The 13,177-nt window shown below is 70.5% G+C and carries 16 protein-coding genes and 5 tRNA genes; 6 read left to right on the top strand and 15 right to left on the bottom strand.

All coding sequences use genetic code 11. From position 1 onward, the window contains the following. Positions 1-65: 65 nt before the first annotated feature. Entirely contained in the window at positions 66-869 is an 804-nt protein-coding gene (gene thiD, locus ACIQOE_RS37235) for a bifunctional hydroxymethylpyrimidine kinase/phosphomethylpyrimidine kinase (protein ID WP_401416371.1), read from the bottom strand. After that, positions 866-1,831, bottom strand: a complete 966-nt coding sequence (locus ACIQOE_RS37230; protein WP_365558919.1) for a thiamine-phosphate kinase — start codon at positions 1,829-1,831, stop codon at positions 866-868. Before ACIQOE_RS37230 ends, thiD begins: the two co-directional genes overlap by 4 nt. 206 nt (positions 1,832-2,037) lie before the next feature. Between ACIQOE_RS37230 and ACIQOE_RS37225 the strand changes: the two genes are divergently transcribed. Together ACIQOE_RS37225 and ACIQOE_RS37220 are read left to right on the top strand one after the other, a co-directional pair. Beyond that, positions 2,038-2,271, top strand: coding sequence for an Lrp/AsnC family transcriptional regulator (locus ACIQOE_RS37225; protein ID WP_093498875.1), 234 nt, complete (start codon positions 2,038-2,040; stop codon positions 2,269-2,271). A 20-nt stretch (positions 2,272-2,291) separates the two neighbouring features. Then, positions 2,292-2,777 (top strand): DUF3515 domain-containing protein, encoded by a 486-nt coding sequence (locus ACIQOE_RS37220; RefSeq protein ID WP_365558918.1) that lies wholly within the window; start codon positions 2,292-2,294, stop codon positions 2,775-2,777. Positions 2,778-2,843: 66 nt separating this feature from the next. Here ACIQOE_RS37220 and ACIQOE_RS37215 read toward each other — a convergent pair whose 3' ends face one another. Genes ACIQOE_RS37215 through ACIQOE_RS37205 form a run of 3 tightly spaced genes read right to left on the bottom strand, consistent with a single transcriptional unit; the run spans position 2,844 to position 5,832 of the window. Next, complete coding sequence (locus ACIQOE_RS37215) at positions 2,844-4,001, bottom strand: D-alanine--D-alanine ligase family protein (protein WP_351323516.1); 1,158 nt, start codon at positions 3,999-4,001, stop codon at positions 2,844-2,846. 59 nt (positions 4,002-4,060) lie between these two features. Further along, positions 4,061-5,071 (bottom strand): NAD(P)H-dependent glycerol-3-phosphate dehydrogenase, encoded by a 1,011-nt coding sequence (locus tag ACIQOE_RS37210; RefSeq protein WP_351323515.1) that lies wholly within the window; start codon positions 5,069-5,071, stop codon positions 4,061-4,063. Beyond that, the gene (locus ACIQOE_RS37205) at positions 5,068-5,832 is read right to left on the bottom strand and encodes a lysophospholipid acyltransferase family protein (protein ID WP_351323514.1); all 765 of its coding nucleotides are present in this window, start codon (positions 5,830-5,832) and stop codon (positions 5,068-5,070) included. Before ACIQOE_RS37205 ends, ACIQOE_RS37210 begins: the two co-directional genes overlap by 4 nt. A gap of 179 nt (positions 5,833-6,011) precedes the next feature. On the opposite strand from ACIQOE_RS37205, the gene cofC reads away from it, so the two are divergent. Further along, a complete protein-coding gene (cofC, locus tag ACIQOE_RS37200) occupies positions 6,012-6,650 on the top strand; it encodes a 2-phospho-L-lactate guanylyltransferase (protein ID WP_365558916.1) in 639 nt (212 codons plus the stop codon). 9 nt (positions 6,651-6,659) lie between these two features. After that, complete coding sequence (locus ACIQOE_RS37195; protein ID WP_351323512.1) at positions 6,660-6,863, top strand: hypothetical protein; 204 nt, start codon at positions 6,660-6,662, stop codon at positions 6,861-6,863. A gap of 82 nt (positions 6,864-6,945) precedes the next feature. Here the strand turns inward: ACIQOE_RS37195 and ACIQOE_RS37190 are convergent, their stop codons facing one another. From ACIQOE_RS37190 to leuC, 4 genes are all read right to left on the bottom strand, one after another. Continuing rightward, positions 6,946-7,560: an HU family DNA-binding protein gene (locus tag ACIQOE_RS37190; RefSeq protein ID WP_365558913.1), complete on the bottom strand. Its 615-nt coding sequence runs from the start codon at positions 7,558-7,560 to the stop codon at positions 6,946-6,948. 140 nt (positions 7,561-7,700) lie between these two features. Continuing rightward, positions 7,701-7,931: a hypothetical protein gene (locus ACIQOE_RS37185; protein WP_351323509.1), complete on the bottom strand. Its 231-nt coding sequence runs from the start codon at positions 7,929-7,931 to the stop codon at positions 7,701-7,703. A 288-nt stretch (positions 7,932-8,219) separates the two neighbouring features. Continuing rightward, positions 8,220-8,813: a 3-isopropylmalate dehydratase small subunit gene (gene leuD / locus ACIQOE_RS37180; protein ID WP_351323508.1), complete on the bottom strand. Its 594-nt coding sequence runs from the start codon at positions 8,811-8,813 to the stop codon at positions 8,220-8,222. A gap of 6 nt (positions 8,814-8,819) precedes the next feature. Further along, positions 8,820-10,250 (bottom strand): 3-isopropylmalate dehydratase large subunit, encoded by a 1,431-nt coding sequence (leuC, locus tag ACIQOE_RS37175; protein ID WP_401416365.1) that lies wholly within the window; start codon positions 10,248-10,250, stop codon positions 8,820-8,822. A 204-nt stretch (positions 10,251-10,454) separates the two neighbouring features. Here leuC and ndgR point away from each other — a divergent pair, with 204 nt between their 5' ends. Next, a complete protein-coding gene (gene ndgR / locus ACIQOE_RS37170) occupies positions 10,455-11,171 on the top strand; it encodes an IclR family transcriptional regulator NdgR (RefSeq protein ID WP_003993203.1) in 717 nt (238 codons plus the stop codon). Positions 11,172-11,388: 217 nt separating this feature from the next. Here the strand turns inward: ndgR and ACIQOE_RS37165 are convergent, their stop codons facing one another. Further along, positions 11,389-11,889, bottom strand: a complete 501-nt coding sequence (locus tag ACIQOE_RS37165) for a DUF4188 domain-containing protein (protein ID WP_399012758.1) — start codon at positions 11,887-11,889, stop codon at positions 11,389-11,391. Between the two features lie 90 nt (positions 11,890-11,979). On the opposite strand from ACIQOE_RS37165, the gene ACIQOE_RS37160 reads away from it, so the two are divergent. Further along, a complete protein-coding gene (locus ACIQOE_RS37160; RefSeq protein ID WP_351323505.1) occupies positions 11,980-12,624 on the top strand; it encodes a MerR family transcriptional regulator in 645 nt (214 codons plus the stop codon). Positions 12,625-12,689: 65 nt separating this feature from the next. Here the strand turns inward: ACIQOE_RS37160 and ACIQOE_RS37155 are convergent. The 5 genes from ACIQOE_RS37155 to ACIQOE_RS37135 all read right to left on the bottom strand — a co-directional run bounded on the left by ACIQOE_RS37155 (position 12,690) and on the right by ACIQOE_RS37135 (position 13,177). Beyond that, positions 12,690-12,762, bottom strand: a tRNA-Glu gene (locus ACIQOE_RS37155). A 43-nt stretch (positions 12,763-12,805) separates the two neighbouring features. Beyond that, a tRNA-Gln gene (locus tag ACIQOE_RS37150) sits at positions 12,806-12,877 on the bottom strand. Between the two features lie 21 nt (positions 12,878-12,898). Beyond that, positions 12,899-12,971 (bottom strand) — tRNA-Glu (locus ACIQOE_RS37145). Positions 12,972-12,993: 22 nt separating this feature from the next. Then, positions 12,994-13,066 (bottom strand) — tRNA-Glu (locus tag ACIQOE_RS37140). Between the two features lie 39 nt (positions 13,067-13,105). After that, positions 13,106-13,177, bottom strand: a tRNA-Gln gene (locus tag ACIQOE_RS37135).

The raw sequence follows: 13,177 nt of genomic DNA, 5'->3' as shown, positions 1-13,177 counted from the left end.
ACTGAGCCGGTCCACCTCCGGGTGGGCCGGCTTTTTGCCATACCCGGCCGCAACGGCCGGGCTGCCTAGTCCTGGCCGGGGTCCCGGCTCAGGGCCCAGCCGTGGTCCACCGGGCCGATGCCGGCGCCGAGCGCGAACCCGGCGGCGATCGCACCGGTGACGTACTCCTTGGCCGCCGCCACCGCCTCCGGCACGGACCGCCCCTTCGCCAGCTCCGAGGCGATCGCGGACGCGAGCGTGCAGCCGGTGCCGTGCGTGTGCCGGTTGTCGTGGCGGGGAGCGCGCAGCACGAACTCGTCCGTGCCGTCGGTGAGCAGGTCCACGGCCTCACCGGGCAGATGCCCGCCCTTGATCAGCACCCACCGCGGCCCGTACGACAGCACGGCGGCCGCGGCCCGCCGCAGGTCCGCCTCCGACTCGACGTGGACGCCGGTGAGCTGGGCCACCTCGTCCAGGTTGGGGGTGGCCACGGTGGCCAGCGGGAGGAGTTCGGTGCGCATCGTGTCCAGGGCGGAGGCGGCGAGCAGGGAGTCGCCGTGCTTGGAGACGCCCACCGGGTCGACGACCACCGGCACCCCGGTCCCGGCGATCAACTCCGCGACCGCCCCGACGAGTTCGGCCGAGGCGAGCATCCCGGTCTTCACCGCGTCCACGCCGATGTCGTCGACCACGCTGCGGTACTGGGCGCGCACCGCCGCCACCGGCAGCTCCCAGGCGCCCTGCACGCCCGTGGAGTTCTGCGCGGTGACGGCGGTGATCACGCTCATGCCGTGCACGCCCAGCGCCAGCATCGTCTTCAGGTCGGCCTGGATCCCGGCGCCGCCGCCGGAGTCGGAGCCCGCGACCGTCAGCACCCGAGGCCGGCTCATGACTCGATGTCCCCGAAGTGGTCCCAGCCGCCCTTGCTGGTCCAGGGCGCGCCGTCGACGGTCACCTGGGGCAGCGCGGACGGGTTGAGGACCTCGCCGATCACCTTCCAGCGGGCGGGCAGCTTCACGTCCGACGGGAAGGTCGCCACGATCGCGTGGTCCTCGCCGCCGGTCAGCACCCACTGGATGGGGTCGACGCCGACGGCCTGGCCGATGTCGTTCATCTGGGTGGGGACGTCGATCGCGCCGGAGCGGATGTCGATCCGTACCTTGCTGGCCTCCGCGATGTGCCCGAGGTCGGCGATCAGCCCGTCGCTGACGTCGCACATCGCGGTCGCGCCGAGGCCCGCCGCGGCCGGACCCGCGTGGTACGGCGGCTCGGGACGGCGGTGCGCCTCCACGAAGGCGCGCGGCGACCTGAAGCCCCGGGAGAGCACCGCGTAGCCGGCCGCCGACCAGCCCAGCCAGCCCGTGACGGCCACCAGGTCGCCGGGCTGGGCGCCGGCCCGGGTCACCGGCTCCTGGTTGCGCAGATCGCCGAGCGCGGTGATGGAGACCATGATCGTGTCGCCGCGGACCACGTCCCCGCCGACCACCGAGGCGCCCGCCACCTGGCACTCGTCCCGGATGCCGTCCATCAGCTCGCTGGGCCAGGTCACCGGCAGTTCGGCGGGGACGACCAGGCCGAGCAGCAGCGCGGTCGGGACGGCGCCCATCGCCGCGATGTCCGCGAGGTTCTGGGCGGCCGCCTTGCGGCCCACGTCGTAGGCCGTGGACCAGTCGCGCCGGAAGTGCCGGCCCTCCAGCAGGATGTCGGTGCTCGCCACGACCCTGCGGTCGGGCGCGGCGACCACCGCGGCGTCGTCGCCGGGACCGACCCGGACCGCCGGAGTGGTGGTGAGACGGGAGGTGAGCTCCCTGATGAGCCCGAACTCCCCCAGCTCACCGACAGTGCCCTTCATCGCCCTTACGCCCCTTCTCTGCTCTGCCGGGCCCGCTCGCGCGTCACCGTCGTCCTGGATACGGTCGAGGTGACCGTCAACTTCTGTCCTGCCTGCACCCTGGCGCGCAAGCCCCTGTCCGCCCAGGTCTCCCCGCGGTGAGCGGCGACGCGATACCGTGGCGTTCCTTTTCCCCACATGATCCTCGTGGCCGCCCTGGAGGTTCCGTGGTACAGGCGTACATCCTGATCCAGACGGAGGTCGGCAAAGCGTCGACCGTCGCCGAGATCATCAGCAAGATCCCTGGTGTCATCCAGGCCGAGGACGTGACGGGACCGTACGACGTCATCGTGCGCGCACAAGCGGAGACGGTCGACGAACTCGGCCGGCTGGTGGTCGCCAGAGTCCAGCAGGTGGACGGCATCACGCGCACACTGACCTGCCCGGTCGTGCATCTGTAGCCCCCGTCTACGCTTGGCCGGTGAACATCTACCGTCACCGGCCATTCCGTCTGCCCGCGCTCGCCGCGCTTCTGGTCGCGGCGGCGGGCTGCTCCTCGGCAGACGACGCCCCGACGGCGGAGGTTCCCCGTCCGGGCGCGGCCGTGGCCGAGCTCTGCCGGAACCTCGACGAGGGGTTGCCGAAGAAGGTGGACGGACTCGCCCGGCGGGACCCCGAGCCCGCCTCCGCGCTGACGGCGGGCTGGGGGAACCCCGCGATCATACTGCGCTGCGGTGTCGATCGGCCTGCGAAGATGTCCGACCCCGAAGCCGACGGGGTCGAGGTCGACGGGGTCGGCTGGCTGCTGGAGGAGCAGCCCGACAAATCGTTCCGCTTCACCACGACGCTGCGCAAGGCGTACGTCGAGGTGACGATCCCGGCGGCGCGGACCGGCGACGGCATGGCGCCGCTGGTGCACCTGGCGCCGGCCGTCGGAAAGGCGATCCCGAAGGGGATCGCCGGCTAGCCGCCGCAGCGGCCGAAGCAGTACGCCGGGGGCGGGCCGCACCTGGTCGCCCGCGCCCCGGGTGGGTCACCTCAGACCGGTCGAGCGGTTCAGGGCGGCCTGGATCAGGCGGTCGACGAGGTCCGGGTAGCTGACGCCGGTCGCCTGCCACATCTGCGGATACATCGAGATCGGCGTGAAGCCCGGCATCGTGTTGATCTCGTTGATCACGAAGTCGCCGTCCTCGGTGAGGAAGAAGTCCGCGCGGACCAGTCCCTCGCAGGACGCCGCCTCGAACGCGTCCACCGCGAGCGCCTGGATCTCGGCGGTCTCCTGCCCGGTCAGCGGGGCCGGGACGATGCCGGGGGTGGAGTCGATGTACTTGGCCTCGAAGTCGTAGTACGCGTGCGTGCCGGCCGGCGGGATCTCGGCCGGCACCGAGGCGCGCGGGCCGTCCTCGAACTCCAGGACGCCGACCTCCAGCTCACGGCCGCGCAGCGCCGCCTCGACCAGGATCTTCGGGTCGTGGACCTGCGCGGTGGCGATCGCCTCGTCCAGCCCGGAGAGGTCGTCGACCTTGGTGATGCCGATCGACGAGCCGGCCCGCGCGGGCTTCACGAACAGCGGCCAGCCGTGCTCGCCGGCGAACTCCACGATCCGCTTGCGGGCGGCGGACTCGTCCTGCTTCCACTCCCGGGGGCGGATCACCAGGTACGGGCCGACCTTGAGCCCGAACGAGGTGAACACCCGCTTCATGTACTCCTTGTCCTGGCCGACGGCCGAGGCGAGCACGCCGGAGCCGACGTAGGGCACGCCGGAGAGTTCCAGCAGGCCCTGGAGGGTGCCGTCCTCGCCGTAGGGGCCGTGCAGCATCGGGAAGACGACGTCGACCTCGCCGAGCGCCTTGGGCACGGAACCGGGTTCGCTGTAGACGACCTCGCGGTTGGCCGGGTCGACGGGGAGCAGCACGCCGCCGTCGGTGGCCTCGGCGAGATCGCCGACCTCGGGCGTACGGCGGTCGGTGATGGCCATGCGTTCGGGCGCGTCGGCCGTGAGCACCCAGCGGCCCTCCCGGGTGATGCCGATCGGCAGGACGTCGTACTTCGTCCGGTCGATGGCGCTCAGGACCGCTCCGGCGGTGACCATGGAGATGCCGTGCTCGGAGCTGCGGCCGCCGAACACGAGGGCCACACGGGGCTTGCGAGCGGGCTGCTCAGGGCTCTGGGGGAGGTTCTCGGTGCTCATATCGCGATGAGAGTACCCGTTGGTAGTGCGCCGATACAGCGTCGGCGGGGTGCGTTCGCTCAGCGTCGCTCGGGCTTCGCGCTGCGCGACATCAGCTCCTTGAGCGCGACCACCGGCGGCTTGCCCTCGTGCACGATGTCGACGACCGTCTCGGTGATCGGCATCTCCACGCCGTGCCGGCGGGCGAGATCGGCCACCGACTCGCAGGACTTGACGCCCTCGGCGGTCTGCCGGGTGACCGCGATGGTCTCCTCCAGGGTCATGCCCTTGCCGAGGTTGGTGCCGAAGGTGTGGTTGCGGGACAGCGGCGAGGAGCAGGTCGCCACCAGGTCGCCGAGTCCGGCCAGGCCGGAGAAGGTCAGCGGGTCCGCGCCGAGCGCGACGCCGAGCCGGGTGGTCTCGGCCAGGCCGCGGGTGATGAGCGAGCCCTTGGCGTTGTCACCGAGCCCCATGCCGTCGGCGATGCCGACCGCGAGCCCGATGACGTTCTTGACCGCGCCGCCGAGTTCGCAGCCGATCACGTCGGTGTTCGTGTACGGCCGGAAGTACGGTGTGTGGCAGGCGGCCTGGAGGCGCTCCGCGACCGCGCCGTCGGTGCAGGCGACCACGGCGGCGGCCGGCATCCGGGCGGCGATCTCCCGGGCCAGGTTGGGGCCGGTGACCACGGCGATGCGGTCCTGGCCGACCTTGGCGACGTCGGAGATGACCTCGCTCATCCGCATGGTGGTGCCCAGCTCGATGCCCTTCATGAGGGACACCAGGGTGGTGCGGGGCGCGAGCAGCGGCGCCCAGTCCGCGAGGTTGGCGCGCATGGTCTGGGACGGCACCGACAGGACGGTGAAGTCGGCGCCGGCCGCCGCCTCGGCGGGGTCGGTGGTGGCCCGCAGGTTCTCGGGGAGTTCCACGCCGGGCAGGTAGTCGGGGTTGGTACGGCCGGAGTTGATCGCCTCGGCCACCTCCGCCCGCCGCGCCCACAGGGTGACCTCGCACCCGGCGTCGGCGAGCACCATCCCGAAGGCCGTACCCCACGAACCCGCGCTGAAGACCGCTGCCTTGGCAGGCATGCTCACTTGCCGCTCTCCTCTTCCAGACCGCTCTGCGCACGCGTCCGGCGCCGCTGCTCGATCCGCACCTGGCGTGGATCGTAGGGGGTCTCGGGAGCCTTCTCGCCGCGGATCTCCTCCAGCAGGCGGGTGATCGACGCCATGATGACCTCGGATGCCTCCCTGAGGACGTCCTGGGTCATGTCCTTGCCGTAGAAGCGGCTGAGATCGACCGGCGGGCCCGCGAGGACGTGGTGCGTCTTGCGGGGCAGCAGGTTGGGCTTCTTCGCGTACGGCGGCAGCAGTTCGTTGGCGCCCCACTGGGCGACCGGGATCACCGGGCACCTGGTCTGCAGGGCGACCCGGGCGGCGCCGGTCTTGGCCGTCATGGGCCACTGGTCCGGGTCGCGGGTGATCGTGCCCTCGGGGTAGAAGGCCACGCACTCGCCGCGTTCCACGGCGTCGATCGCGGCCCGGAAGGCGCTCAGGGCGTCGGTGGACTCGCGGTAGACCGGGATCTGGCCGGTGCCGCGCATGGCGGCGCCGACGAATCCCTTCTTGAAAAGCCCGCTCTTCGCCAGGAATCGCGGAACACGCCCGGTGTTGTACTGATAGTGCGCGTAGGCGAAGGGGTCGATGTGGGAATTGTGGTTCACCGCGGTGATAAATCCGCCGTCAGCCGGAATGTTCTCCATTCCGCGCCAGTCCCGCTTGATCAGGACCACCAGCGGCGGTTTGCAGAGCACTGCAGCGAAGCGGTACCAGAAGCCGATTCTCCGGCGGGGCACGCGCACACCTTCCTCTAGGACTTCATTCCCGGTCTGCGGGACTTCTTCTCCCGGACCGGGGGGCCGGGAGAAGTGTCGCCCCGGACCGCCGGTCTGTCGAGGAACACCGTACGCCTCACTTCCGCGCCCGCCCCGGGGCCCGGGTGACAATGAGGCAACAAGGGAGGGACGGTACGTCGGTGCAGTGGACCCTGGTGATACCCCTCAAGCCCCTGGCGCGAGCCAAGAGCAGGCTCGCGGACACCGCGACGGACGGTTTGCGTCCGGGACTGGCCCTGGCCTTCGCCCAGGACACGGTGGCCGCGGCGCTGGCCTGCCAGGCGGTGAAGGATGTGGCGGTAGTCACGGACGACCCGCTGGCCGGGCGGGAGCTGGCGGCGCTGGGCGCGCGGATCGTCCCGGACACGCCGCACAGCGGCCTCAACGCGGCTCTGCGGCACGGCGCCGCGGTGGTGCGCGTGTCGCGTCCGGAAAGCGCGGTGGCCGCACTGAACGCCGATCTGCCGGCGCTGCGTCCGCTGGAATTGTCCCGGGTACTCGACGCGGCCGCGGAATTCCCGCGCGCTTTTCTCGCGGACGCGGCGGCTGTCGGCACCACTCTGCTGGCCGCGGCGCCCGGCAGTGAATTGGCGCCCGCATTCGGGCTGGATTCCCGTGCCCGGCACGCCGCCTCGGGCGCCGTGGAACTGCGGCCGTCCGGCGTGGAGTCGGTACGCCAGGACGTGGACACCGGCGCCGACCTGCGCACGGCACTGGCCCTGGGCGTGGGCCCGCGCACGGCGGCGGTGGCGGCGCGCCTGCTGATCCCGGACCAGTAGGCTGCCGTCATGCAGGCGACCGCGTACACGTACGACCCCGAGACCCGCGGCGGACAGGTGCTGCTGGACGACGGGACCCCGGTGCCCTTCGACGGAGCGGCGTTCGACGCGGGCGGCCTGCGGCTGCTTCGCCCCGGTCAGCGCGTGCGCATCGAGACCGAGGGATCAGGAGCGGGCCTGCGGATCACGCTGGTGACGCTGCAGACGCTCTGACGCGGTCCGCCCCGACCGCACCGCGGGCCGGACTCCCCCAGGAGTCCGGCCCGTCGCGTGAGTGTCCCCGGGTCGCCGCGGCCTAGCGCGCGGCCGTCTTCTTGGCGGTGGCCTTGCGCGCCGTCGACTTCTTGGCCGGCGCCTTCTTGGCGGTGACCTTCTTGGCCGGCGCCTTCTTCGCGGCGGTCTTCTTGGCGGTGGCCGTGACCTTCTTCGCGGTCGCCTTCGCCGTGGTCTTCTTCGCGGCGGCCGTGGTCTTCTTCGCGGTCGTCTTCTTCGCGGTGACCTTCTTGGCGGCGGCCGTGGCCTTCTTGGCGGTGCTCTTCTTCGCGGCCGCCTTCTTGACCGTCGCGGAAGCGCCGCCGGTCAGGCTGCCCTTGGGCGCCTTCTTGACCGCGACCTCGCCACCGCGGGGAAGCTTCTTCGAGCCGCTCACCAGGTCCTTGAAGCCCTGACCGGCGCGGAAGCGCGGCACGGAGGTCTTCTTGACCCGGACCCGCTCGCCCGTCTGGGGGTTGCGGGCGTAACGCGCGGGGCGGTCCACCTTCTCGAAGGACCCGAAGCCCGTGACCGAGACCCGGTCACCCGCGACGACCGCACGGACGATGGCGTCCAGAACCGCGTCGACCGCTTCGGCGGCCTGCTGACGGCCGCCCATCTTGTCGGCAATCGCTTCTACGAGCTGCGCCTTGTTCACGTCTTCCCCTTCGGAGACATCGCCAGAACGAATGTGTTCAAGCTTTTTCGCACGTTAGGCAGATATATACCGCAAATCAAACACGAAACGGGCTTATCACCCTTGTGCCGCAACGGATTCGATCGTCCAGGACGGTTCGGTCAGCGTTCCTCTTCGGGGAATCGACCCGCTTCGAGGTCCGTGTTGAACCGTTCCAGCCGCCTTGCCGCGTCGGCGAGGTCGTGCTTGGCCGCGGCCGTAATGACCAGCAGCTTCCGGGTCAGCGCCATCCGTACGCCCTCCGGGACTTGCAGTGCGCGCACTCTTGTGTGCGCTTCCTTCAGTTGGTCCGCGACCGCCGCATAGAGCTGGAGTTGGCCGTCGTGTTCCATGCACAGATTGTGCCATCTGGGGCGAGTTGTCGCCTGCGCAGGGGGCAACTGCCGCCTCAAATGGCCTTCCGGGTACTTGCGGAAGGCGCGGGCACAGCACTCACGTACCCACACAACATCCGTCTTAACGTGGGAAGTTGGCAAGACCTGCGACAACGCGAGCGTCCGTTCGGGTGCAGACATGCCTGTACCCCCAATCGTGGCGATCGGGGGTACAGGCGAGGGATTGCGGTGGCTGAAACCAGCCGTATTCAGATGGGGGCGATCAGGCCCGAAGCGGGCTCCGGATCAGCTCTGGAGCGTCCGCGGCTTGTAGGACGGCCGCTTGGCCTCGTAGGCGGCGATGTCGGCCTCGTTCCGGAGGGTGATGGAGATGTCGTCCAGCCCGTTCAGCAGCCGCCAGCGGGAGTTCTCGTCCAGCTCGAAGGAGGCGGTGATGCCCTCGGCGCGCACCTCGCGGGTCTGGAGGTCCACGGTGATCTCGGCCTCGGGGTCGCTCTCGGTGAGCTCCTGGAGGGCGTCCACCGTCTTCTGCTCCAGCACCACCGTGAGCAGCCCGTTCTTCAGCGAGTTGCCCCGGAAGATGTCCGCGAAGCGGGAGGAGATGACGGTCTTGAACCCGTAGTTCTGCAGCGCCCAGACGGCGTGCTCGCGCGAGGAGCCGGTGCCGAAGTCGGGCCCGGCGACCAGGACGGTCGCCCCCTGCCGCTCGGGGCGGTTGAGCACGAACTCGGGGTCCTTGCGCCAGGCCTCGAACAGCCCGTCCTCGAAACCGTCCCTGGTGACCTTCTTGAGCCAGTGAGCAGGGATGATCTGGTCGGTGTCGACGTTGGAGCGGCGCAGCGGGACGGCCCGGCCGGTGTGCGTGGTGAATGCTTCCATGGCTGATCAGACTCCAGCGGGCGTACGAACGTCGGCGTCGGACAGGTCGGCGGGCGAGGCCAGGTGGCCGAGGACGGCCGTGGCGGCCGCGACCTGCGGCGACACCAGGTGGGTACGGCCGCCCTTGCCCTGCCGGCCCTCGAAGTTGCGGTTGGAGGTGGACGCGGAGCGCTCACCCGGGGCCAGCTGGTCGGGGTTCATGCCCAGGCACATCGAGCAGCCAGCGTGCCGCCATTCGGCGCCGGCCTCCTTGAAGACGACGTCCAGGCCCTCGGAGACGGCCTGCAGACCGACCCGCGCGGAGCCGGGGACGACCAGCATCCGTACGCCGTCGGCGACTTTGCGGCCCTCCACGACGGCGGCCACGGCACGCAGGTCCTCGATGCGTCCGTTGGTGCAGGAGCCTACGAAGACGGTGTCCACCTTGATGGACCGCAGCGCCTGCCCGGCCTCCAACCCCATGTACTCCAGGGCCTTTTCGGCGGCGAGCCGCTCCGAAGCGTCTTCGTACGAAGCCGGGTCGGGGACGTCCGCCGAAAGCGGTGCGCCCTGGCCGGGGTTGGTGCCCCAGGTGACGAACGGCGAGAGGGCGGCCGCGTCGATGCGCACCTCGGCGTCGAAGACCGCGTCCTCGTCCGTCCGCAGGGTCTTCCAGTACGCGACGGCCGCGTCCCAGTCCTCGCCCTCGGGCGCGTGGGCACGGCCCTTGATGTAGGCGAAGGTGGTCTCGTCGGGGGCGATCATGCCCGCGCGGGCGCCGGCCTCGATCGACATGTTGCAGATGGTCATGCGGGCCTCCATCGAGAGCTTCTCGATGGCGGAGCCGCGGTACTCCAGGATGTAGCCCTGGCCGCCTCCGGTGCCGATCCTGGCGATGATCGCCAGGATCAGGTCCTTGGCGGTGACGCCCTCGGGCAGCTCGCCGTCGACCGTGATGGCCATGGTCTTCGGGCGGGCCAGCGGCAGCGTCTGGGTGGCCAGCACGTGCTCCACCTGGGAGGTGCCGATGCCGAACGCGAGCGCGCCGAAGGCGCCGTGCGTGGAGGTGTGGGAGTCGCCGCAGACGACGGTCGTGCCGGGCTGGGTCAGGCCCAGCTGCGGGCCCACGACGTGCACGACACCCTGCTCGACGTCGCCCAGCGGGTGCAGCCGGACGCCGAACTCGGCGCAGTTCTTGCGCAGCGTCTCCAGCTGGGCCCGGGAGACCGGGTCCGCGATGGGCTTGTCGATGTCGAGGGTCGGGGTGTTGTGGTCCTCGGTCGCGATGGTGAGGTCGAGGCGGCGCACCGGGCGGCCGTTCTGGCGCAGACCGTCGAAGGCCTGCGGGCTGGTCACCTCGTGCAGCAGGTGCAGATCGATGAAGAGGAGGTCGGGCTCGCCCTCGGCGCGCCGGACGACGTGGTCGTCCCAGACCTTCTCCGCGAGTGTCCTACCCATCGCTTTCCCTCCGGCCGGCAGCGTGCACCGGCCCAACTAGAGATCTTGAGGTAGCGGCTGCCCGTTCTCCGGGCCCCTGAAGTCGTGGTTCCGGGCTTCCGCCGCCGGGCCCGTTGGTTCGCGGGCCACTGTGTCCATCCAGGGTGGCGCGTTCCCACGAAAATTGAACTTGCGTTTCACAGAGTGAGACGTGAGTATCGTTGCATGGACAACAGTAGCGGCGTCGGCGTTCTGGACAAGGCGGCCCTTGTCCTGAGCGCCCTGGAGTCCGGTCCGGCCACCCTCGCGGGTCTGGTCGGAGCCACCGGACTGGCACGGCCCACGGCTCACCGGCTGGCCGTGGCCCTGGAACACCACCGCATGGTGGCACGCGACATGCAGGGCCGTTTCATTCTCGGTCCGCGACTCGCGGAGCTGGCCGCGGCGGCCGGCGAGGACCGCCTGCTCGCGACGGCGGGCCCGGTGCTCACGCACCTCAGGGACATCACGGGCGAGAGCGCCCAGCTCTATCGCCGCCAGGGGGACATGCGGATCTGCGTGGCCGCGGCGGAACGTCTGTCCGGTCTGCGGGACACGGTCCCGGTCGGCTCGACGCTCACGATGAAGGCGGGATCCTCGGCGCAGATCCTGATGGCCTGGGAGGAGCCGGAGCGGCTGCACCGCGGCCTCCAGGGTGCCCGCTTCACGGCGACGGCGCTGTCGGGCGTGCGCCGCCGCGGCTGGGCGCAGTCCATCGGCGAGCGCGAGCCGGGCGTCGCCTCGGTGTCGGCGCCGGTGCGCGGACCGTCCAACCGGGTCGTGGCCGCGGTCTCCGTCTCCGGCCCGATCGAGCGGCTGACCCGTCATCCCGGCCGTATGCACGCGCAGGCGGTCATCGACGCGGCGGGCCGCCTCTCCGAGGCCCTGCGCCGCACCGGCTGACACCTCCACCGGGAGAGGCCGGCCTCAACGCCGCGGCCGGCCGATCCCGACGGAAGTGAAGCGCCCTGGGGGCGCGGGGAACTGCGCGACCGGCCGCATCGTGCCCGCAGCCGACCCGTGCCCCCAGCCCCACGGCATAGCGTCCGCCACCACGGGCCGTCAGCCGTCCGCGGCGCTGTCGTGGCCGGTCGCGCAGTCCCCCGCGCCCCTGACCAGGTCAGCTCCCGGAGCGGTATGCGAACCGGTCCTTCCCGTAGCGGCCGCGCTTCTCCACCGGCACCACCCCGCTCGCCGCGCCCAGGCCGAACTCGGGCATGTCGAAGTAGATCGACTCGTAGCCGCCCTCGGGCGCCACGTACGTCTCGTGCCACAGGCCCACATGCCCCCGCAGCTTCCCCGCGCGCTCCTTGCGGTTCACGATGCTCCACATCCCGTGGTGCAGCATGTCCGGGGAACTCGCGTACGCGTACAGCTTCTCCTTGGACTCCCAGTACTGCACGACGTAGTACGTCCGCGGCGACGCCGTCAGCAGGACGCGTCCCAGCAGGCCCCGGCCCGGGTCCCGTTCGAGCTCGCGCAGCATGCGGATCATCGACAGCCCGACCGGCAGCCACTGGTGGACGGCCCAGAAGCGGTTGACGCGCATGCCGATCAGCAGCACCACCGCGTCACCCTCGCGCGCCGCGGTCGTACGGCCCCGAATCGGTTTCGTGAACATGATGACAGCCCCCGGATCATCATCGGATAGCGGCACTATCCTTCTCGGTGATGCTTGGATAGTGGCACTTACCAAGGAAGGGCGCAAGACATGCGGCTTGCCCAGCTGAGCGAGCGCAGCGGCGTGTCCGCCGCGACGATCAAGTACTACCTGCGCGAGGGCCTGTTGCCGCAGGGCCGCCAGGTCAACGCCACCACCGCCGAGTACGACGAGGAGCACCTGCGGCGGCTGCGGCTGGTGCGGGCGATGATCCAGGTCGGCCGGATCCCGGTCGCCACCGTCCGCGAGGTGCTCGGCCATGTCGACGACAGCTCGCTCGGCCGCACGATCAGGGTGGGTGCCGCGCTGTGGGCGCTGCCGCAGGTGCCGGAACCGGACGAGGAGGACGAGTTCGTGCGGAGCGCGCACCGGGAGGTCGGCGGGCTGCTGGACGCCCTCGGCTGGGAGAACGCCAAGCAGCTCACGACCATCTCCCCCGCGTACCGCCAGTTGGTGGTCGCGGTGGCCGCGTTCCGCCGGCTCGGTTACGACTGGGGCTCCGAACTCCTGCTCTCGCACGCGCGGTTGATGCACCGGGCGGCCGTCGCCGACCTGGACTTCCTGGAGACGCATCCCTCGGAGGAGGAGAAGGTCGAGGTCGCCGTGGCGAGCGCGGTCCTGGTGGAGCCGATGCTCCAGGCGCTGCACCGGCTGGCCCAGGAGGAGGAGACGGCCCGCCGCTACGGCTTCGAGTGAGCGGCGGGACGTAGGGCACACGAAGAAGGCCCCTCACCGAAGTGAGGGGCCTTCTTCCCTACCTGTACCCCCGACCGGATTCGAACCGGCGCTACCGCCTTGAGAGGGCGGCGTGCTAGGCCGCTACACAACGGGGGCGTGGATCTTACGAGCGTTCAAACTTCACCGCCGCAGATCCGAGCTGGTCTACCTGGACTCGAACCAAGACTAACTGAACCAGAATCAGTCGTGCTGCCAATTACACCATAGACCAATGATGGTTTAGACCAGTTCGTACCCCCGACCGGATTCGAACCGGCGCTACCGCCTTGAGAGGGCGGCGTGCTAGGCCGCTACACAACGGGGGCCCTAGCGATCCTTCGATCACCGTACCCCCGACCGGATTCGAACCGGCGCTACTGCCGTGAGAGGGCAGCGTGCTAGGCCGCTACACAACGGGGGCTTGCGGATGTGATCCGCGCATGCAGATAAGCTCTGCGAGCTGGCCTACCTGGACTCGAACCAAGACTAACTGAACCAGAATCAGTCGTGCTGCCAATTACACCATAGGCCA

It is taken from the genome of Streptomyces sp. NPDC091282 (assembly GCF_044757385.1).
Taxonomy (GTDB): Bacteria; Actinomycetota; Actinomycetes; order Streptomycetales; family Streptomycetaceae; genus Streptomyces; species Streptomyces gramineus.
The sequence above is the reverse complement of the archived record's forward strand: the minus strand, read 5'-3'. Positions and strand labels throughout refer to the sequence as shown.

What these genes read in the sequence shown, in the direction of transcription:
- thiD (WP_401416371.1), bottom strand. Translation starts at nt 869, where the DNA reads ATGAGCCGGCCTCGGGTGCTGACGGTCGCGGGCTCCGACTCCGGCGGC.
- ACIQOE_RS37230 (WP_365558919.1), bottom strand. Translation starts at nt 1,831, where the DNA reads ATGAAGGGCACTGTCGGTGAGCTGGGGGAGTTCGGGCTCATCAGGGAG.
- ACIQOE_RS37215 (WP_351323516.1), bottom strand. Translation starts at nt 4,001, where the DNA reads ATGAGCACCGAGAACCTCCCCCAGAGCCCTGAGCAGCCCGCTCGCAAG.
- ACIQOE_RS37195 (WP_351323512.1), top strand. Translation starts at nt 6,660, where the DNA reads ATGCAGGCGACCGCGTACACGTACGACCCCGAGACCCGCGGCGGACAG.
- ACIQOE_RS37185 (WP_351323509.1), bottom strand. Translation starts at nt 7,931, where the DNA reads ATGGAACACGACGGCCAACTCCAGCTCTATGCGGCGGTCGCGGACCAA.
- leuD (WP_351323508.1), bottom strand. Translation starts at nt 8,813, where the DNA reads ATGGAAGCATTCACCACGCACACCGGCCGGGCCGTCCCGCTGCGCCGC.
- leuC (WP_401416365.1), bottom strand. Translation starts at nt 10,250, where the DNA reads ATGGGTAGGACACTCGCGGAGAAGGTCTGGGACGACCACGTCGTCCGG.
- ndgR (WP_003993203.1), top strand. Translation starts at nt 10,455, where the DNA reads ATGGACAACAGTAGCGGCGTCGGCGTTCTGGACAAGGCGGCCCTTGTC.
- ACIQOE_RS37165 (WP_399012758.1), bottom strand. Translation starts at nt 11,889, where the DNA reads ATGTTCACGAAACCGATTCGGGGCCGTACGACCGCGGCGCGCGAGGGT.
- ACIQOE_RS37160 (WP_351323505.1), top strand. Translation starts at nt 11,980, where the DNA reads ATGCGGCTTGCCCAGCTGAGCGAGCGCAGCGGCGTGTCCGCCGCGACG.